Annotated in this window: 15 protein-coding genes and 1 pseudogene; 7 read left to right on the forward strand and 9 right to left on the reverse strand. The window is 63.7% G+C overall.

Annotation, left to right across the window (positions count from 1 at the left end):
- Window positions 1-174: 174 nt before the first annotated feature.
- The 3 genes from GRB80_RS06755 to prlC are packed head-to-tail and all read right to left on the reverse strand — an operon-like array spanning window position 175 to window position 2637.
- Complete coding sequence (locus GRB80_RS06755) at window positions 175-417, reverse strand: YheV family putative zinc ribbon protein (RefSeq protein ID WP_132041567.1); 243 nt, start codon at window positions 415-417, stop codon at window positions 175-177.
- A gap of 15 nt (window positions 418-432) precedes the next feature.
- Window positions 433-537: a YheV family putative metal-binding protein gene (locus GRB80_RS16340; protein ID WP_237561931.1), complete on the reverse strand. Its 105-nt coding sequence runs from the start codon at window positions 535-537 to the stop codon at window positions 433-435.
- Window positions 538-588: 51 nt separating this feature from the next.
- Window positions 589-2637, reverse strand: coding sequence for an oligopeptidase A (gene prlC / locus GRB80_RS06760; RefSeq protein WP_161422997.1), 2049 nt, complete (start codon window positions 2635-2637; stop codon window positions 589-591).
- A 158-nt stretch (window positions 2638-2795) separates the two neighbouring features.
- On the opposite strand from prlC, the gene GRB80_RS06765 reads away from it, so the two are divergent.
- The 3 genes from GRB80_RS06765 to GRB80_RS06775 all read left to right on the forward strand — a co-directional run bounded on the left by GRB80_RS06765 (window position 2796) and on the right by GRB80_RS06775 (window position 5471).
- Entirely contained in the window at window positions 2796-4136 is a 1341-nt protein-coding gene (locus GRB80_RS06765) for a sodium-dependent transporter (RefSeq protein ID WP_161422998.1), read from the forward strand.
- A 32-nt stretch (window positions 4137-4168) separates the two neighbouring features.
- Entirely contained in the window at window positions 4169-4720 is a 552-nt protein-coding gene (locus GRB80_RS06770; RefSeq protein WP_161422999.1) for a gamma carbonic anhydrase family protein, read from the forward strand.
- Window positions 4721-4799: 79 nt separating this feature from the next.
- Window positions 4800-5471 (forward strand): metal-dependent hydrolase, encoded by a 672-nt coding sequence (locus GRB80_RS06775; protein ID WP_161423000.1) that lies wholly within the window; start codon window positions 4800-4802, stop codon window positions 5469-5471.
- Window positions 5472-5493: 22 nt separating this feature from the next.
- On the opposite strand, the gene GRB80_RS06780 is transcribed toward GRB80_RS06775, so the two are convergent.
- Entirely contained in the window at window positions 5494-6279 is a 786-nt protein-coding gene (locus tag GRB80_RS06780) for a GntR family transcriptional regulator (RefSeq protein ID WP_161423001.1), read from the reverse strand.
- Between the two features lie 326 nt (window positions 6280-6605).
- Here GRB80_RS06780 and GRB80_RS06785 point away from each other — a divergent pair, with 326 nt between their 5' ends.
- The 4 genes from GRB80_RS06785 (at window position 6606) to GRB80_RS06800 (ending at window position 11385) form a co-directional block, all read left to right on the forward strand.
- Window positions 6606-7361, forward strand: coding sequence for a (Fe-S)-binding protein (locus GRB80_RS06785; RefSeq protein WP_161423002.1), 756 nt, complete (start codon window positions 6606-6608; stop codon window positions 7359-7361).
- The gene (locus GRB80_RS06790) at window positions 7358-8809 is read left to right on the forward strand and encodes a LutB/LldF family L-lactate oxidation iron-sulfur protein (RefSeq protein WP_161423003.1); all 1452 of its coding nucleotides are present in this window, start codon (window positions 7358-7360) and stop codon (window positions 8807-8809) included. Before GRB80_RS06785 ends, GRB80_RS06790 begins: the two co-directional genes overlap by 4 nt.
- Complete coding sequence (locus GRB80_RS06795) at window positions 8809-9465, forward strand: LutC/YkgG family protein (RefSeq protein ID WP_161423004.1); 657 nt, start codon at window positions 8809-8811, stop codon at window positions 9463-9465. Before GRB80_RS06790 ends, GRB80_RS06795 begins: the two co-directional genes overlap by 1 nt.
- Before the next feature lie 213 nt (window positions 9466-9678).
- On the forward strand, window positions 9679-11385 hold the full coding sequence (locus GRB80_RS06800; protein ID WP_237561932.1) for a hypothetical protein: 1707 nt from the start codon (window positions 9679-9681) through the stop codon (window positions 11383-11385).
- A 180-nt stretch (window positions 11386-11565) separates the two neighbouring features.
- Here GRB80_RS06800 and pyk read toward each other — a convergent pair.
- The 5 genes and pseudogenes from pyk to gcl form a co-directional block, all read right to left on the reverse strand.
- Window positions 11566-12558 (reverse strand): annotated as a pseudogene (gene pyk, locus GRB80_RS06805) (pyruvate kinase); the annotation flags it as partial.
- Window positions 12555-13895: a glycerate kinase type-2 family protein gene (locus GRB80_RS06810; protein ID WP_161423006.1), complete on the reverse strand. Its 1341-nt coding sequence runs from the start codon at window positions 13893-13895 to the stop codon at window positions 12555-12557. The gene GRB80_RS06810 and the pseudogene pyk, both read right to left, overlap by 4 nt.
- A gap of 292 nt (window positions 13896-14187) precedes the next feature.
- Window positions 14188-15072 (reverse strand): 2-hydroxy-3-oxopropionate reductase, encoded by an 885-nt coding sequence (locus GRB80_RS06815; RefSeq protein WP_161423007.1) that lies wholly within the window; start codon window positions 15070-15072, stop codon window positions 14188-14190.
- Window positions 15073-15111: 39 nt separating this feature from the next.
- Window positions 15112-15888 (reverse strand): hydroxypyruvate isomerase, encoded by a 777-nt coding sequence (gene hyi, locus GRB80_RS06820; RefSeq protein ID WP_161423008.1) that lies wholly within the window; start codon window positions 15886-15888, stop codon window positions 15112-15114.
- Between the two features lie 83 nt (window positions 15889-15971).
- Window positions 15972-17747: a glyoxylate carboligase gene (gcl, locus tag GRB80_RS06825; protein ID WP_161423009.1), complete on the reverse strand. Its 1776-nt coding sequence runs from the start codon at window positions 17745-17747 to the stop codon at window positions 15972-15974.
- Between the last annotated feature and the right edge of the window lie 250 nt (window positions 17748-17997).

The following is a 17997-nucleotide window of genomic DNA, read 5'->3' on the forward strand; positions in this document are numbered from 1 at the left end:
GCAGGCCCGTGGCTGCGATCAATGCCGTTCCATTCAACGTATACCATTCGACCCATGCCGAGGCATGGGTCGAATGGCGTGAAGAGGGAAGCATTGATTTGAATCAATCGCAATCGACTGATGGATCCCCGGTCGCGCTGTATGAGCCGGCCAGCGGAGCGGGGAGCCGCGTCTTTAGCCCTTGGGGTCGATGATCTTGACCGTCTGGAAGTCCTCGGTGGGCTCCTCCCGATGCGTGCGATCAATACGGGTGGCTAGCTCAGGGGCGGCCTGCTCCTCGATGGGCAGCTGCTCGAAGAAGTCGCAGCTGACACACTCGCGGTAGCGGATGCCGTTCTGTTCCCAACTGCGAATACGGTCCATCTCGGCACAGCGTGGACAGATGGCGCCGGCGATAAAGCGTTTCTGGGTGGCCATAATGGACTCCTGTTGTTACCGGCACTGAAAGGCGGAGAGCCCGGCGCGGATACGGTGTTCGTTCACATCGGCACAACGTGGGCAGATGGCACCGGCGATAGAGCGTTTCTGGTTGGCCATGAAGACTCCTGTAAGCCTCGGCCCGTGGGCCGAGGCGGGGATGACGTTGGGTCAACCGGCAGTGATGCCGCTATGGCGCAACAGCGGTTCGACACTGGGCGCGCGGCCGCGGAAGGCCTGGAAAAGCTCGGCAGCGTCGCGGGCGCCGCCCTGTTCGAGGATCTCGCTGCGGAAACGGCCCCCGGTCTCGGGGTCGAAGATGCCCGCTTCCTCGAAGGCGCTCCAGGCGTCGGCGGAGAGCACCTCGGCCCACTTGTAGCTGTAGTAGCCCGCCGCGTAGCCGCCGGCGAAGATGTGACCGAAGCCGTTCTGGAAGCGGTTGAAGGAGGCCCTGGGCACCACCGAGACGCCATCGCGTACCGCATCGAGCAGCGCCTGGATCTCGCTGGCAGAGGGGGCCTCGAGCTCGTGGTGCAGGCGCAGATCGAACAGCGAGAACTCCAGTTGGCGCACCATGCCCATGGCGGACTGGAAGTTCCTGGCCGCCTGCAGCTTCTCGAGCAGCTCGCCGGGCAGTGGCTCCCCGCTGTCGACGTGACCGGCGATCAGATCGAGCCCTTCACGCTCCCAGCAGTAGTTCTCCATGAACTGGCTGGGCAGCTCCACCGCATCCCAGGCCACGCCGTTGATGCCCGAGATATCGGCGATGGTCTGTTGCGTCAGCATATGGTGCAGGCCATGGCCGAATTCGTGGAACAGGGTGACCACCTCGTCGTGGGTCAACAGCGCCGGGCGCTCGCCCACCGGACGGGTGAAGTTACAGGTCAGATAGGCCACCGGCAGCTGAAGGGCGTCACCCTCGTGGCGGCGCACCCGGCACTCATCCATCCAGGCACCGCCGCGCTTGCCCTCGCGAGCGTAGAGGTCCAGATAGAAGCCGGCGATCGCCTCGCCGTTCTCGAGGATGCGAAAGAAGCGCACGTCGGGGTGGTAGCGCGGCGCCTGCTCGTCCTCGCGGAAGGTGATGCCGAACAGGCGCCCAACGACCTGAAACAGCCCCTCGACCACACGGGGGGCGGGAAAGTAGGGGCGCAGCTGCTCCTCGTTGATGGCGTGACGCGCCTCGCGGAGCTTCTCGCTGACGTAGCCGATATCCCAGGGCTCGAGATGGTTCATGCCCAATTGCTCACCGGCGAAGGCCTCGAGCTCTGCGAACTCCTGGTGGGCCTGGGGAACCGCTCGGGTGGCCAGGTCTTCGAGGAAACCCTGTGCCTCGGTCGGAGACTCGGCCATCTTGGTCTCCAGCGAGTAGTCGGCGTAGGTGGCAAAGCCCAGCAGTCGGGCCAGCTCGTGGCGCAGGGCGAGTATCTCCTCCATCAGCGGGGCGTTGTCGTACTGGCCGGCGTGGGGGCCCTGATCCGAGGCGCGGGTGACGAAGGCGGTGTAGACCTCGCGGCGCAGTTCGCGGTCATCGGCGTAGGTGACCACCGGGAAGAAGCTGGGGAAGTCCAGGGTGATGCGGTAGCCGGTTTCCCCCTTGGCCTCGGCATTGGCACGCAGGGTGGCCAGGGCGCTCTCCGGCAGGCCGGCCAGGCGTGATTCGTCGGCGAGCTCCAGGTGCCAGGCCTGGGTGGCATCGAGCAGCTGGTTGGAAAAGGTGTTGGAGAGCTCGGAGAGTCGCGCCTTGATCTCGCCATAGCGGCGCTTCTTCTCGGCAGGCAGATCGACGCCGGCGAGGCGGAAGTCGCGCAGGGTGTTGTCGACGGTGCGCCGCTGGGCCGCGTCGAGAGCTTCCCAGGCCGCTCCCTCCTTGAGGGCCTGCCAGGCACGGAACAGTCCCTCGTGCTGGCCGAGCCAGGTGCTGTAGTCGGAGAGCTTGCCCAGGCAGGCCTGATAGGCCTCGCGCAGCTCGGGGTTGTTCATGGTGCCATTAAGATGGGAGACCGGCGACCAGGCTCGCGACAGGCGGTCATTCAGCGACTCCAGGGGAGCGGCGAGGCTCTGCCAGCTGGGCGACTCCCGTTCGGCCCGCTCGACCAGTGTCTCGATGGCTTGACGGTTCTCGGCGAGCAGCTCATCGATGGCTGGCACCACGTGCTCGGGGCGAATGGCCTCGAAGGGAGGGAGCTCATGGGTCTCGAGCAGGGGGTTGCGGGACATGCATACCTCGGGAAGAAAGTGGGGTCCTTCCTTAAGATGCGGGCGGAGGCGTCGGGTTTCAATGCGCGCCACCAGGGTTTGCCGCCGTGAGTCGGACTGCTAGGCTTGCTGACTTTCAGCGTGCGGGCGGCGCACGCCGTCTTTCGGGAGATGCAACGATGAACGAGACGCTGGAGCGCTGGAGTACGCGGCGCGCCTTTATTCTGGCGGTTACTGGGGCGGCGGTGGGACTGGGCAATATCTGGCGCTTCCCCTATATCACCGGCGAGAACGGCGGGGCGGTGTTCCTGGTGCTCTACGTGGCCTTCGTGCTGCTGTTGGGGCTGCCGGTGATGATGGCCGAGATCATGGTGGGCCGGGCCGGGCGGCGCAGCCCGGTGGCGTCGCTGGGGCATCTGGCCGCGACGGCCGGGGCCAGCCGCCATTGGCGGCTGCTGGGGCTATTCGGTGCCTTCACGGTGTTCTGCATCCTCTCCTTCTACTCGGTCGTGTCCGGGTGGTCCATCGAGTTCCTGGTGGCTTCCATCAATGGCGAGTTTCGCGGTGCGGCGCCCGCCGAGGTCGGGGCCGGTTTCGAGGCCTTCCTGGCCGATCCCGGGCGCATGATCTTCAATCACACCCTGTTCCTGCTGATGACCATACTGGTGGTGGCTGCCGGCGTGGCCAAGGGGCTCGAACGCCTTAACAACGTGCTGATGCCGCTACTCTATCTGTTGCTGCTGATGCTGGCGGGGTATGCCACCACCACCAGCGGCTTCGGTACCGCGCTGGAGTGGCTTTTTCGGCCTGACTTCTCGGCGGTGACCCCGCTGGTGGTGATGCATGCCATGGGCCACGCCTTCTTCACCCTGGCCGTGGGCGCCTGTGCGTTGATGGCCTATGGGGCCTATATGCCGGACCATCAGAGCCTGCCGCGTGCCGTCGGGGCGGTAGCGGTCCTCGATGTTACCGTGGCCTTGCTGGCCGGTATCGCGATCTTTTCGGTGGTGTTTTCCCAAGGAATGGACCCAGGTGAGGGACCCGGCCTGATGTTTGTCACCCTGCCCATCGCCTTCGCCGAGCTGCCCTGGGGCGCGCTGTGGTTGAGCTTCTTCTTTCTATTGCTGTTGCTGGCTACCTGGACGTCGTCGATCAACCTGGCCGAGCCCATGGTCGCCACCCTGCAGGGGCTGGGGCTACAGCGTGGGGTCTCCGCGGCTCTGGTAGGCCTGGCCGTGTGGCTGCTGGGACTGCTGACGGTGTTCTCGTTCTCGAGCCTGGCCGAGTGGCGACCGCTGTTTGGCATGAACGGCTTCGAGCTGGTCAGCACCATTCCCCCGGAGATCTTCCTCCCGCTGGGCGGGATGCTGATTGCGATCTTTGCCGCCTGGGTGCTGCCGGAGTCCGCGGCGCGTCGAGCCCTGGGGGTGAGCGATAGTGGCTTTGCGCTGTGGCGAATGGTGACCCGCTGGATTGCCATTCCGCTGACGCTGGTAGTATTGGTGGCCGGGCTGGTCTGAGGCCCGGCACGATCGCAGATGAGGAGATCATGATGAGCGACTCGAAGGCCGTACGGCCCTGGAAAGGCAAGCGCCCGAGCCTTGGCGAGCGGGTCTATATTGACCCGGCAAGCGTGGTGCTCGGCGATGTGACGCTGGGTGACGACTGCTCGGTATGGCCCATGGCGGTGATTCGTGGCGACATGCATCGTATCCGTATCGGCGCCCGCACCAGCGTGCAGGATGGCTGCGTGCTGCATATCACCCATGCCAGCGACTTCAATCCCGGCGGCTTTCCGCTGACCATCGGCGATGATGTGACCATCGGCCACAAGGCGATACTCCATGGGGCCACCCTGGGCAGTCGTATCCTGGTGGGCATGGGGGCCATCGTCATGGATGGTGCCGAGGTGGAGGACGAGGTCATCATCGCCGCCGGTGCCGTGGTGACGCCTGGCAAGCGGCTCGAGAGCGGCCATGTCTATGCCGGCAATCCGGCCAAGGCGCTGCGTCCCCTGAAGGAGAAGGAGCGAGAGTTCTTTCCCTACACCGCCGGCAACTATGTCAGTCTCAAAGACGAGTATCTGGCCTCGAGCGACGATTAATTTACTAACCCATTGTTTCTTCATGCCCGGGCGAGCGATAATCTGGTGATTTATCCAGCTCTTCGAGGGCCGCACCGGCATGGCCAGTTTCCGCACCCACCTTGGCGTGGCCGCCGCCGGCGGAGCCGTGGTTGCCCACGGTGGCTGGCAGGCGGGGCTATGGGATGTCTGGCAGGCACTTCCCATGCTGGCGTTGGTGACGCTTGGCGGCATCCTGCCCGATATCGACGCCGACAGCTCTCGAGCGATCCGGCTGGTGTTCAACCTGCTGGCCGTACCGGCGGTGGTAGCTGGGGCCCTGGTGCTGCAGGGGCGACTCACCACGGGGGGCCTGCTGCTGGCCTGTGGCGCCCTCTACCTGGGGGTGCGCCACTTCGCCGGCGCCCTGTTCGCTCGCCTCACCGTACATCGTGGCATCTGGCACTCGCTGCTGGCGGCGGCCTTCTGTGGCCTGTCGACTACGGCGCTCAGCTACCACCTGTTGGCACAACCCGGTGCCATGGCCTGGGGCCATGGCGTGGCGCTTGCGCTGGGTTTCGTGCTCCACCTGATGCTCGATGAGCTCTATAGCGTCGATCTCACCGGAGGGCGTATCAAGCGCTCCTTCGGTACCGCGCTCAAGCCGCTGGACTGGCGCTCACCCGGCAACTCCTTGGTGATGCTCGCCGCCGGGGCCAATCTGTTGCCCTGGTTGCCGCCCTGGCCGACGTTACGAGAGCTGCTCGTTCAGGGCATCTCGTTCTGGCGCTGAGGGGCGGCGCCCAGGTCCTTTTTCAGGCATCGCCATCACGGCGTGTATCTGGAACTCGCTGGGCGCGACGCAGGGCGCGCTGGGCCCGAGTCTCGGCGCGCTCCATTTCGAGCAGCCCCTCTTCGACGAATACCAGATGCTCGTGGGCGCGGGCCCTGGCGTCTTCGGCACGCCCCTCAAGGATGGCGTCGAGCAGGGCGCGATGCTGGATCATCAGCTGGGGTCGAGCTTCCGGCTTCTCGAACAGATGGGCGAGACTGTCGGCGATGCTGCGCTCCAGCAGGTGGAAGATGCCGCGTATGGTATGCAGCAGCAGCACATTGTGGGCGGCCTCGGCGATCGCCAGGTGAAAGGCCGCATCGGCCTTGGCCTCCTCGACCGGATCATGCCCCTGGAAGCAGGCTTCGAGCTCCTCGAAGCGACGGATCAGCAGCGCCTTGTCGGTGGGTGTGGAGCGCAGCGCGGCGTAGTAGGCCGAGATACCCTCCATGGCATCACGAAACTCCAGCAGGTCCAGATGAAATTCGTCGTGGCGTGACAGCATCTCCAGCAAGGGGTCGCTATAGCCGCTGTTGAGCTCCTTGCTGACAAAGGTGCCGCCGCCCTGACGGCTGATCAGCAGGCCGCGGGCCGAGAGCTTCTGGATCGCCTCGCGTAACGAAGGGCGCGATACGCTGAAGCGCTCGGCCAGCTCGCGCTCAGGGGGCAGCTTCTGGCCGGGCTGGAGGCTGCCCTCCAGAATCATCGCTTCGAGGCGTTCGGTGATTACGTCGGCCAGACGTGGTTGGCGCAGGGGAGGGTAGGCCATGGTGAGATTCCGACGGCTGGTGAGAGGATCAGATAGGATAGAGGCAATTTTAAGGCAAGATATTGGTAATACCAATAATCACCAGAGGGTTGTTTTCGTAGGTGCGAGAGATTTCTCTCAATTTCAATAGGATTCTCATAGTTTTAAAAGGTTGGAGCCGTCCGGCAGAGGGCTAGACTAATGTCTAGGCAGGGGGCAAGGGAAAAACGGTGAGTCTCGTTTGACACTGTCGTGTGAACCTTCTTAATGTCCGCCAACTCGTCAAAAAAATTGGTTTTACCATTTTACCAAAATGCCTGGCTAGCCAGCCGATAAAGGAATCGCCGATGACTGCAGTCAAGTTCTATCCGCCGAGACCAGATAAGGTCTACCTTTTCGGCACCTGCCTGATTGACCTTCTCTATCCAGAGGCAGGGATGGATGCCATCCGGTTGCTGGAGCGAGAGGGGATCGAGGTGCTGTTTCCTCAGGACCAGACCTGCTGTGGTCAGCCGGCCTATACCTCCGGCTATCAGCATGAAGCCCGTGCCGTGGCGGCGGCGCAACTCGATCTCTTCCCCGGTCCCTGGCCGATCATCGTGCCCTCGGGCTCATGCGGCGGCATGATGCGCAAGCACTACCCCCAGCTTTTTGCCGGTACCGACCTCGAGGAGCAGGCCAGCGAGGTGGCCGGGCGCATCTTTGAACTGACCGAGTTCCTGGTCCACGTCTGCCATCTCGATCTCGAGGATCGCGGCGAGCCCGAGAAGGTCGTCATGCACACCTCCTGCAGCGCCCGCCGTGAAATGGGGCTGGCCGACACCGGTCCCGCCCTGCTGGCAGCGCTGGGGCAGGTGGAGCTGGTCGAGCAGGCGCGGGCCAGCGAGTGCTGTGGTTTCGGTGGCACCTTTGCCGTGCGTCACCCCGAGGTCTCGGCCGCCATGGTGGAAGACAAGACCCGGGCCATCGAGGCGACCGGGGCGCGCCGCTTCATCACCTCTGACTGCGGCTGCATGATGAACATCGGCGGCCGCTTCGAGCAGCAGGGCAAGGCGGTCAAGGGCGAGCATATCGCCAGTTACCTGTGGCGGAGGACCTCATGAGCGAACAGACGGCCGGTGTGCAAACCTTTACTCCCCGTGAGTTCCATCGCCAGGCTCACGATGCCCTGGGAAATCCCCAGATACGCGCCAACTTCCGCAAGGCGATGGATGGCCTGATGGCCAAGCGGCTCGACAGCTTCGATGACTGGGACCTGGAGACCCTGCGTGAGCTGGGTGCCAACATCCGCCTGCGAGCGCTTGCCAGGTTGCCTGACCTGTTGGAGAAGCTGGAGGCCAACTGCGAGGCCAATGGCATCAAGGTGCACTGGGCCGAAGACGGGGAGCAAGCCTGCCGGATCATTCGTGGTATCTGCGAGGACCATGGCGCGACCTCGGTGATCAAGGGCAAGTCGATGGTCTCCGAGGAGATGCATCTCAACGCTCACCTGGAGGCGGCCGGGATCGAGGCGTTGGAGTCGGATCTCGGTGAGTACCTGGTGCAGCTCAACCAGCAGACCCCTTCCCATATCATCATGCCGGCGATCCATCTCAATACCGACGAGATCTCCGAGATCATGCACGACAAGACCGGAACCGAGCGTACCCGGGACGTCGATGCCATGACGGCGGCGGCCAGACAGCAACTGCGCGAACGTTTTATGGGCGCCGGTGTAGGGGTCTCCGGAGTCAATTTTGCGGTCGCCGAGACCGGCACCCTGTGCCTGGTAGAAAACGAAGGCAATGGTCGGATGACGACCACGGTGCCTCCGGTGCATGTGGCGGTGACGGGTATCGAGAAGGTGGTCGAGCATCTGCGGGATGTGCCGCCTCTCTACTCGCTGCTCACCCGTTCGGCCACCGGTCAGCATGTCACCACCTACTTCAACATGATCAGCTCGCCACGCAAGGAGGGGGAGCATGATGGCCCGAAGGAGGTGCATCTGGTGCTGGTGGACAGCGGTCGCTCCAGCATTTACCAGGACAATGAGCTGCTCGATACCCTGCGCTGCATTCGCTGCGGCGCCTGCATGAATCACTGCCCCGTCTATACGCGTGTGGGAGGGCATACCTACGGCACGACGTATCCCGGCCCCATCGGCAGCATTCTTTCACCCCATCTGATGGGACTGGAGGAGACCCGGGATCTACCCACGGCGTCGAGTCTATGCGGAGCCTGCGGCGAGGTCTGTCCGGTGAAGATCCCGATTCCCGACCTGCTGGTGCGGTTGCGCCGAGAATCGGTCGGCGAGGGGCGCGGCAATGTGGCCGGCGCCGGGATCAAGCGAACCCGCAAGGAAGTGGCCGCCTGGAAGGGGTTTCAGTGGCTGGCGACACACCCTGCGGCCTGGCGTGCTGGCGCCTCGGTGGCCGGGAGGCTGCGGGCGCTGGCGCCTACCAGGCTGGGTGCTTGGACCCAGCATCGCAGTGCACCAAGGCCGGCGGCCACCACCCTGCATGCGCTGGTCAAGCAGTATCAGGCAGCCAAGACTGACAAGGAGGAGCGCTGATGAGTGCTCGTGATGCGATTCTCAAGCGGCTGCGGGAGCGTGCGGATGGTGCGCTGAGTGCACCCGACAGCGATTTTGCCGTGGTGACCGGCCGCGGCTGGAGCCGGGATGAGCGGCTGGCGCGCTTCGAGCGCTGGATTGGTTCGGTGCACGGCGAGGTGGTCCATGCCGCCGAGGAGGGCTGGACCGATGTGCTGGCGAAGGTGCTTGTCGACAAGGGAGTGCGCCGCCTGGCACTGGGCAAGCAGCATCCGGTCGCCGTCGAGGCGCGCCGGGCGCTGGTCAATGCGGGGGTGGAGCTGGTCGACGTCGATCGTGATATCGAACAGTGGCAGCACGAGCAGTTCAATGATGTCGATGCCGGCCTGACCTCGACCCGTGGCGCCATCGCCGAGACAGGCAGCCTGTGGCTATGGCCCACGCCGGATGAGCCACGACTGATTAGCCTGGTGCCGCCGCTGCATATCGCCGTGTTGGACGCGGGGACGCTGGAGGACACCTTTTTCGACGTGATCGAGAAGCAAGGCTGGAAAAACGGCATGCCGACCAATGCACTGCTGATCTCAGGACCCAGCAAGACCGCCGATATCGAGCAGACTCTGGCCTATGGCGTTCACGGCCCTCGTGAACTGGTGGTCATAGTGCGTCATGCGTAGATCCGGGCGAGAGCTCTGCCCGATAGTGATGCATATGCTCAACTCTTGCAGGTCGATGGCGATGCGTTTGGTGCGCGATAAGACGTAGTCATGCCGTTGGGATATATTCTGCGTATCGCGAGGGAGCCTTTCCCTCAATACACAAGGAGAAGATGCGTGCAGCATAGGATACCGAACGTAGGGAAGGGAGGCGGGCCTCGTCGCCAATGGAAGATGGTTGCCGTGGTAGCGGGCCTTGCCCTGCTGGCGGGTTGTAGTGAACAGCAGTCCGAAGCGACTCGCTTCATGTCGGGCCCGGAGGCGGCGGTCGGAGCTGTACTCAGCGGAGAACTGACAACGGCCAGCCCCATTAACCTCAACGATGGGGCTCGCTACTCCCCGCACTGGGTCTGCCCAGGTGAGGCGAATGACGTCGTGACGTCCTATGTGCTGGATGCTGCATTCCCCGGAGTGCTGACGGCTTTCGACAAGGAGGGGGGCTTCCTCGGAGTCGTTGAGGGGGCAGTGGATACCCCCTTGTCCTTGCTGGTAGGTGCTGATCACAAGTCCTGTACGCTGATCGTAGTGAGTGGCAGCAGCGCGACCTCCTTTGGTCCCTATCGTCTCGTGCCCCAGGCTCACGCCTCGGCTGAGCCGCTGGCTCTCGATGAATCCTTGATCGGGTCGCTCGGTGAGGATGGCAAGGCGAGCCACGTCATGACACTCGAGCAGGCGGGTCGGCTTGACCTCTCACTGTCGAGTGGCGGCGCTCTTGCACTGACTGTGCGTGGTGAAGGGCGTGAAGAGCGTGTCCAGGCCTGCAGTGATGGAGAGCAACGCCTGGAGGCATACCTGGAACCGGGAGACTATCGGGTTGAAGTTGCCACCGCAGCCATCGGCAATGCGCTGGCTGCGACGAGTGGATGTGGAGATGAGACGCTTGTGCTGGGGAACGCCTACCGATTGACGGCCAGTGTCGACGATCTGGCAAGCGGAATGCGCAATGAGGGGCCGCTGCGGGGAGGCGATAGCATTACCGGTGTTCTGGAAAGCGGGGCACACAACCGTTACCGGCTGGATATCAACGAACCCTCCGAAGTTTCCATCGAGTTGAGCTCGGCACATTTCGATGCCTTGCTGAGCCTCGAAGGTGAGGGGCAGAGTTTCAGCAATGATGATGGCGGCGGCGGCATCAATGGTACGGATGCGCTGCTGGAAACCGTGCTGTTGCCCGGGCGCTATGATATTGAAGTGACGGCTTATGGTGCCGCTGGCGGGGATTATGGGCTGGAGATGCATAGCTCCCCCTTCGAGGGAGAGCTCCGAAACAGCGGTGAGCTTGCGCTGGGGGAAAGCTTGGTTGGCGTTCTGGATGGCAGCGGCCCCAACAGTTATCGCCTGACACTGGAAGAAACAACGGGTATCAGGGTGGTGCTGGGTTCATCGAGCTTTGATGCCGTGCTTCGCCTGCATGGCAACGGTGTCGATATCAGCGACGATGACAGTGGCGGAAACCTGGATGCGCTGCTGTCGGCAGTGCTTGAGCCGGGCAGCTATACTCTGGAAGCTCAGAGCTATTCGGGTGCTGGGGCCTACAGGTTGGAAGTGGTTGGTGACGCCATCGAGGAGGAGCTGCGCAATGGTGGCGAGATTGGAGTCGGAGACGCTGTGGTCGGTAGCGTGAGTCCCGGGGGCACGCTTGATTATGAGTTGGTGTTGGAAGAGGCTGCCACGATCGTGATCGAAGCGACCTCGCCTACAGCCGATACAATATTGAGCCTGAGCGGAAACGGGGTCGAGATAGAAAACGACGATGCCGATGGGCTCGGCTTGGGCTCGCGCATTATTCAGCACCTTGAAGCCGGTCGCTATGGTGTTGGTATCAGAACCTGGGGCATAGAAAGCGACATCGGCGTGGTTAGACTTGAGGTCCGGGGCTGAGAGGTTGCTTCAACCATTTATCAGGCCCCTGAAACTTTTTTACAGGAAGGGCTTGCGGGCCTGCCGGTAAAACCGTAAAGTACGCATCCGCTGCCGGCAACGGACAAACGTTACCGGCGGTGAATGTGGCAGAAGTGACTGTTCTGCAATGGGTTTTTCGGAAGGCTTCGAAAATCACCGGGCGGCGGTCTCGGCGGAGAGCATCACCGCATCGGTGCCATCGAGCACGGCATTGGCGACGTCGAACACCTCGGCGCGGGTGGGCAGCGGCGACTCGATCATCGACTCCATCATCTGGGTGGCGGTGATCACCGCCCGGTTCAGGCTGCGGGCACGCTTGATGATGCGCTTCTGGGTGCCGATCAGCTTCTCGTCGCCGATCTCCACGCCGAGGTCGCCGCGTGCCACCATCACCGCCTCACAGGCCTGGATGATGCCGTCCAGCGTCGCCTCGTCAGCCACCGCCTCGGCGCGCTCGAGCTTGGCCACCAGGCCGATCTCCTTGCCGGCCTCGCCCAGCAGTGCACGAGCCTCGGCCATGTCGGCGGCATGCCGCGGAAACGAGACCGCCAGATAGTCCACGCCGATGTCGACGGCGGTGGCGAGGTCCGCCCGGTCCTTGTCGGTCAGCGCCGGCGCCGAGAGTCCGCCGCCGAGCTTGTTGATGCCCTTGTTGTTGGAGAGCCTGCCGCCCACGGTCACCGTGGTATGGATCGCCTGGCCCGCCACGGCGGTGACATCGAGCACCAGCCGGCCATCGTCGAGCAGCAGGCGGTCGCCCGTCACCACATCCTCGATCAGCTGCTTGTAATCGCAGCCGACGCGCGTCTCATCCCCGGCATCACCCTCCAGGGCCATATCGAGGATAAAGGTGGCCCCTTCGGCGAGTTCCACCGCGCCATCACGGAAGCGAGCGATGCGGATCTTCGGCCCCTGGAGATCGCCCAGGGCGGCGACGCTGCGGCCCTGGCGGGCGGCGATCTCGCGTACCCGCGCCAGGCGGTGGCGATGGTCGGCGGCAGTGCCATGGGAGAAGTTGAGGCGTACCACGTCGACACCGGCGGCGATCATGGCCTCGAGCACGCCCTCGCGGTCGCTGGCGGGGCCCAGGGTGGCAACGATCTTGGTGCGGCGAATGGGGGCGTGGATGGGAGCATGGGGGGGTAGTGTCATGGCGTCCTCGGCAGGATCAGGATGGCACGGAAATCGTTGACATTGGTCCGCGTGGGGCCGGTCACGATCAGCCGGTCCAACGCCTGGAAGAAAGTGTAGGCATCATTGCGTGACAGAAAGGCGTCAGGGTCAAGTCCCAGGCGCTCTGCCCGTGCCTGATCGGACGCCGCAAACAGCGCACCGGCATTGTCTTCCGAGCCGTCGATGCCATCGGTGTCGATGGCCAGTGCATGGATACCCGGGGCCCCGTTCAGTGCCTCGAACAGGCCCAGCAGGTACTCGACGTTGCGCCCGCCGCGGCCATCACCGCGCACGGTAACGCTGGTCTCGCCGCCGGAAAGCAGCAACAACGGCCGCTCCAGCCCGACCTGACTCGACAGCGCCAGGCCTCCCTGGGCACGGCCCAGATCACGGGCCTCGCCCTCGAGATCATCGCCCAGCACGCGCACCGCGATATCGCTCTCCTCGGCGGCCATGCGGGCAGCCTCCAGGGCATCGCAGGCGCGCGCCAGCACTCGTGATCGGTCGCGGGAAAAGCCGGGATCATCCGGCGCAGGCGCCCTGGAGGTTGTCTCCAGATGATGGCGCACGTTATCGGGAATCTCGATGCCGTGGCGCATCAGAATGCCTAGCGCATCCGCCGGTGAGCTAGCGTCTGGAAGTGTCGGTCCGGAGGCGATCAGGGTCGGATCGTCGCCGGGCACATCGGAGATCAACCAGGTCAGCACCTGGGCCGGATGGGCCGCCGCGGCCAGGCGCCCCCCCTTGATGGCCGACAGATGACGACGCACGGTATTGATCTCGCGGATCGGCGCCCCACAGCGCAGCAGGGCCTGGTTGAGGGCCTGCTTGTCGGTCATGCTGATACCCGGCGCCGGCAGGCTCATCAACGCCGAGCCACCGCCGGAGATCAATGCGATCACCAGGTCATCCTCGCCCAGCGTCTCGACCGCCTCGAGCATGCGCCGGGCGGCCTCCTCGCTCAGGCCATCGGGCATGGGATGGGAAGCCTCGAGCACCTCGATTCGTTGGCAGGTCGCGTCTGACTCCTCGGGGCCATGGCCGTAACGCGTCACCACCAGGCCCTCCAGTGGTGCCTCGGGTTGGCGAGCCAACCAGGCACGCTCCAACGCGACAGCCATGGCGGCGGCGGCCTTGCCGGCGCCAATCACCACGGTACGCCCGTCAGGAGGAAGCGGCAGCTCGGCCGGCAACAGGTTAGCGGGGTGTACGGCGCGCACGGCGGCATCGGCCAGGCCGCGCAGCCAGCTCAGGATCTCGGACTCCGTTAGCGTTGCGCTACTGCCGGAGAGGGGGGGAGTCGGCAGTGTGGCCATGGAATTTTCCTCTTCAAGCTGACGATGCCCGCCGAGCCACTATGATTCGGGGGATTGAAGGACCCGGGATTCGGGGGATTGAAGGACCCGGGATTCGCGGATCGAGATAAAGGACCCGGCGGGCAAGGAGTTCCGTGCCGCCGGGAAAGGTCGCCGAGGGCGACCAAGGAGGCTTGCGACGACCCGACGCTTACCTCCTGGAACCTGTCGATCTCGCGTCTCGACGGGCTCCACAGGGAGCAGTCACCTCCCCTGTCGTCGCTGACCCAGCACCGGGTCAGCGAGCGAACCTTTACCGTCCTACCTCGTGATCGGCGAGCACTTCCAGGGCGCGCAGGATGCCGGCATGATCCCAGTCGGCGCCGCCATTGGCGGCACAGGCCTGGAACAGCTGCTGGGCATTGGCGGTGCCGGGCAGCGACAGATTCAGAGTGCGCGCTCCTTCCAGCGCCAGATTGAGATCTTTCTGATGCAACTTGATCTTGAAGCCGGGATCGAAGGTGCGTTGGATCATGCGCTCACCATGGACATCGAGAATCTTCGACTGGGCCAGGCCACCGAGTAACGACTCGCGGACCTTGGCCACATCGGCACCGGCCCTGGAGGCGAACAGCAGGCCCTCGGCAACGGCCTCGATGGTCAGGGCGACGACAATCTGGTTAGCCACCTTGCAGGTCTGACCAGCTCCATGTCCACCGATATGGGTGATGGTCTTGCCCACCACCTCGAGAATTGGCGTGGCACGCCGAAACCCCTCATCGGTGGCGCCGACCATGATGGTCAGGGCGGCATTGATGGCACCGCCTTCGCCGCCGGAGACAGGTGCGTCGACATACTCGCCGCCGGCTTCGGTGATGCGCCTGGCGAACTCCTGGGTGGAGATCGGTGCAATGGAGCTCATGTCGATCACCAGGGTGCCCGGCTTGAGCCCCTCGATCACGCCGCCTTCGCCGAACAGCACCTCCTCGACGTCCGGGGTGTCCGGGACCATGGTGATGATCACCTCGGAGGCCTCGGCGACCGCCTTGGGACTGTCGAGCTCCTGCATGCCCCTGGAGGCCAGGGTCTCGTCGAGAGCTCCGCGCTTGACGGTGGCTAGCGTGTGGCCGGCGTCCAGCAGATGGCCTGCCATGGGGCGACCCATGATGCCCAGTCCGATAAAACCGATCTTGCTCATGATATCTCTCCTGTTGTTCCTGTTGCTTCAAGGCGATGTTTACTGGGCGTTATCCAGCCAGCCCAGGCCTTCCACGGTGGTGGTCTTGGGCTTGTACTCGCAGCCGATCCAGCCGTCGTAGCCGAGACGCTCGAGATGGGCGAACAGGAAGGGGTAGTTGATCTCGCCGGTGCCCGGCTCGTGGCGGCCTGGATTGTCGGCCAGCTGCACGTGAGCGATGCGCGCGAGGTTCGCCTCGATGGTTGGGGCCAGATCCCCTTCCATGATCTGCATGTGGTAGATGTCGTACTGCAGCTTGAGGTTGCTTGAGCCCACCTCATCGAACAGCGCCAGCGCCTGGGCGGTACGATTGAGGAAGAAGCCCGGAATGTCGCGGGTGTTAACCGGCTCGGCGATCAGCAGGATGCCCTCGGCCGCGAGCTTCTCGGCGGCGAAGCGCAGATTCTCGACCAGGGTCTCGCGGGCCTGATCGTCGCCGACACCCTCGGGCTTGATGCCGACCAGGCAGTTGACCTGGGGGTTGCCCAGCACCTTGGCATACTCGATCGCCCGGTCGACGCCGGCGCGGAACTCCTCGATGCGATCCGGATGGCAGGCGATACCGCGCTCACCCGCCCCCCAGTCGCCCGCCGGCAGGTTGAACAACACCTGGCTCAGGCCGTTGTCGTCGAGGCGTTGCTTGATCTCGGCAGCCTCGAAGTCGTACGGAAAGAGATACTCCACGCCCTTGAAGCCGGCCTTGGCGGCGGCCTCGAAGCGGTCGAGGAAGTCGACCTCGGTGAACAGCATGCTGAGATTGGCGGCAAACTTGGCCATAAGACCTCCCGTTGTGTGCTCGTGTGATGTGCGCAAGGTTGACGTACCCTGCCCCCACCCGGCCGGGCGGGCGGGGTAAGGAATCAGCGCAGCGCGGCGATGGAGCTCGGCGCGTCGGCGATGTTCTCGGCCAGCGCCTCGAACTCATTGACACCGTCGAGATCGGTACCCATGGAGATGTTGGTGACGCGCTCGAGGATCACCTCGATCACCACCGGCACCCGATACTGATGCATGAGTTCGCGGGCCTGCTCGAAGGCTGGCGCGATCTGGTCGGGCTCGGTGACACGGATCGCCTTGCAGCCCAGACCCTGGACCACGGAGACGTGGTCCACACCGTAGCCGTTGATCTCCGGGCAGTTGATGTTCTCGAATGACAGCTGCACCTGATAGTCCATCTCGAAGCCACGCTGGGCCTGCCTGATCAGCCCCAGATAGGAGTTGTTCACCACCACGTGGATATAGGGCAGGCTGAACTGTGCACCGACCGCCAGCTCCTCGATCATGAACTGAAAGTCATAGTCGCCGGAAAGGGCGACGATCTCGGTGTTGGGATCGGCGCGACGCGCGCCCAGGGCGGCCGGAATCGTCCAGCCCAACGGACCTGCCTGACCGCAGTTGATCCAGTGACGCGGCTTGTAGACGTGAAGGAACTGCGCACCGGCGATCTGTGACAGGCCAATAGTGGTGACGAAGCGGGTGTTCTTGCCGAATGCCTTGTTCATCTCCTCGTAGACGCGCTGGGGCTTGACCGGTACGTTGTCGAAGTGCGTCTTGCGCAGCAGGGTGCGCTTGCGCTCCTGGCACTCCTCGGCCCAGGCGCTGCGATCCTTGAGCTTGCCCGCGGCCTGCCACTCGCGGGCCACCTCGATAAAGAGCTCCAGCGCCGCCTTGGCATCGGAGACGATGCCATAGTCCGGACCGAAGATGCGTCCGATCTGGGTCGGCTCGATGTCGACATGCACAAACTTGCGGCCCTTGGTGTAGGTCTCCAGAGTGCCGGTGTGACGATTGGCCCAGCGGTTGCCGATGCCCATCACGAAGTCGGACTCGAGCATCGTCGCGTTGCCGTAACGGTGCGAGGTCTGCAGGCCGACCATGCCCGCCATCAGCTCGTGATCGTCGGGAATGGTGCCCCAGCCCATCAGGGTCGGGATGACCGGCACGCCGGTGAGCTCGGCAAACTCGATAAGCAGCTCGCTGGCGTCGGCGTTGATGATGCCCCCCCCAGCCACCAGCAGCGGCTTGTCGGCCTCGTTGAGCATGCCCAACGCCTTCTCCACCTGGATGCGGCTGGCGGCCGGCTTGTAGACCGGTAGCGGCTCGTAGGTGTCCGGGTCGAACTCGATCTCGGTCATCTGCACGTCGATCGGCAGGTCGAGCAGCACCGGTCCCGGGCGTGCGCTGCGCATCAGGTGGAAGGCCTGCTGGAAGGCGCGCGGCAACTGGGCCGCCTCCAGCACGGTGATGGCCCACTTGGTAACGGGGCCGGCGATCGCCTGGATATCGACCGCCTGGAAGTCCTCCTTGTGCAGCTTGCCGGTCGGTGCCTGACCGGTAATGCACAGGATCGGAATGGAGTCAGCAGAGGCGGAGTAGAGCCCGGTGATCATGTCGGTGCCGGCCGGGCCGGAGGTGCCGATGCACACGCCGATGTTGCCGGCCTCGGCACGGGTGTAGCCCTCTGCCATGTGCGAGGCGCCCTCGACATGGCGCGCCAGAACATGATCCACCCCCCCAACCTGTCGCATCGCGGCATAAAAGGGGTTGATGGCGGCTCCTGGAACGCCGAAGGCAACATCGACCCCTTCCTTCTTGAGCACATGAACAGCGGCTTCCGCAGCGGTCATTCGAGGCATGACATCGTACTCCTATAGGTATTTATTTTTATGGAAATGATTTCTATATAGTGAGACTAGACCTCTACCCGCAAAGCCGTCAAGACTTTTTTATACAAAAAACCAGCGATTTTGTACTCAAAAAAACCCCAATGAATCAATTCATTGGAGGTTTTTTACTCAACATTTTTGCCTAAAAACCATCAGATGGACGGACATCATGGTATACAACACAAGTTCGATCTGATGGATCGTTTCGAGACAACTGTCA

Origin of the sequence: Halomonas icarae (assembly GCF_009901955.1) — a bacterium.
Classification (GTDB): domain Bacteria; phylum Pseudomonadota; class Gammaproteobacteria; order Pseudomonadales; family Halomonadaceae; genus Halomonas; species Halomonas icarae.

What these genes read in the sequence shown, in the direction of transcription:
- GRB80_RS06780 (WP_161423001.1), bottom strand. Translation starts at nt 6,279, where the DNA reads ATGGCCTACCCTCCCCTGCGCCAACCACGTCTGGCCGACGTAATCACC.
- hyi (WP_161423008.1), bottom strand. Translation starts at nt 15,888, where the DNA reads ATGGCCAAGTTTGCCGCCAATCTCAGCATGCTGTTCACCGAGGTCGAC.
- GRB80_RS06765 (WP_161422998.1), top strand. Translation starts at nt 2,796, where the DNA reads ATGAACGAGACGCTGGAGCGCTGGAGTACGCGGCGCGCCTTTATTCTG.
- prlC (WP_161422997.1), bottom strand. Translation starts at nt 2,637, where the DNA reads ATGTCCCGCAACCCCCTGCTCGAGACCCATGAGCTCCCTCCCTTCGAG.
- GRB80_RS06770 (WP_161422999.1), top strand. Translation starts at nt 4,169, where the DNA reads ATGAGCGACTCGAAGGCCGTACGGCCCTGGAAAGGCAAGCGCCCGAGC.
- GRB80_RS06785 (WP_161423002.1), top strand. Translation starts at nt 6,606, where the DNA reads ATGACTGCAGTCAAGTTCTATCCGCCGAGACCAGATAAGGTCTACCTT.
- gcl (WP_161423009.1), bottom strand. Translation starts at nt 17,747, where the DNA reads ATGCCTCGAATGACCGCTGCGGAAGCCGCTGTTCATGTGCTCAAGAAG.
- GRB80_RS06815 (WP_161423007.1), bottom strand. Translation starts at nt 15,072, where the DNA reads ATGAGCAAGATCGGTTTTATCGGACTGGGCATCATGGGTCGCCCCATG.
- GRB80_RS06810 (WP_161423006.1), bottom strand. Translation starts at nt 13,895, where the DNA reads ATGGCCACACTGCCGACTCCCCCCCTCTCCGGCAGTAGCGCAACGCTA.
- GRB80_RS06800 (WP_237561932.1), top strand. Translation starts at nt 9,679, where the DNA reads ATGGTTGCCGTGGTAGCGGGCCTTGCCCTGCTGGCGGGTTGTAGTGAA.
- GRB80_RS06755 (WP_132041567.1), bottom strand. Translation starts at nt 417, where the DNA reads ATGGCCACCCAGAAACGCTTTATCGCCGGCGCCATCTGTCCACGCTGT.
- GRB80_RS06790 (WP_161423003.1), top strand. Translation starts at nt 7,358, where the DNA reads ATGAGCGAACAGACGGCCGGTGTGCAAACCTTTACTCCCCGTGAGTTC.
- GRB80_RS16340 (WP_237561931.1), bottom strand. Translation starts at nt 537, where the DNA reads ATGGCCAACCAGAAACGCTCTATCGCCGGTGCCATCTGCCCACGTTGT.
- GRB80_RS06795 (WP_161423004.1), top strand. Translation starts at nt 8,809, where the DNA reads ATGAGTGCTCGTGATGCGATTCTCAAGCGGCTGCGGGAGCGTGCGGAT.
- GRB80_RS06775 (WP_161423000.1), top strand. Translation starts at nt 4,800, where the DNA reads ATGGCCAGTTTCCGCACCCACCTTGGCGTGGCCGCCGCCGGCGGAGCC.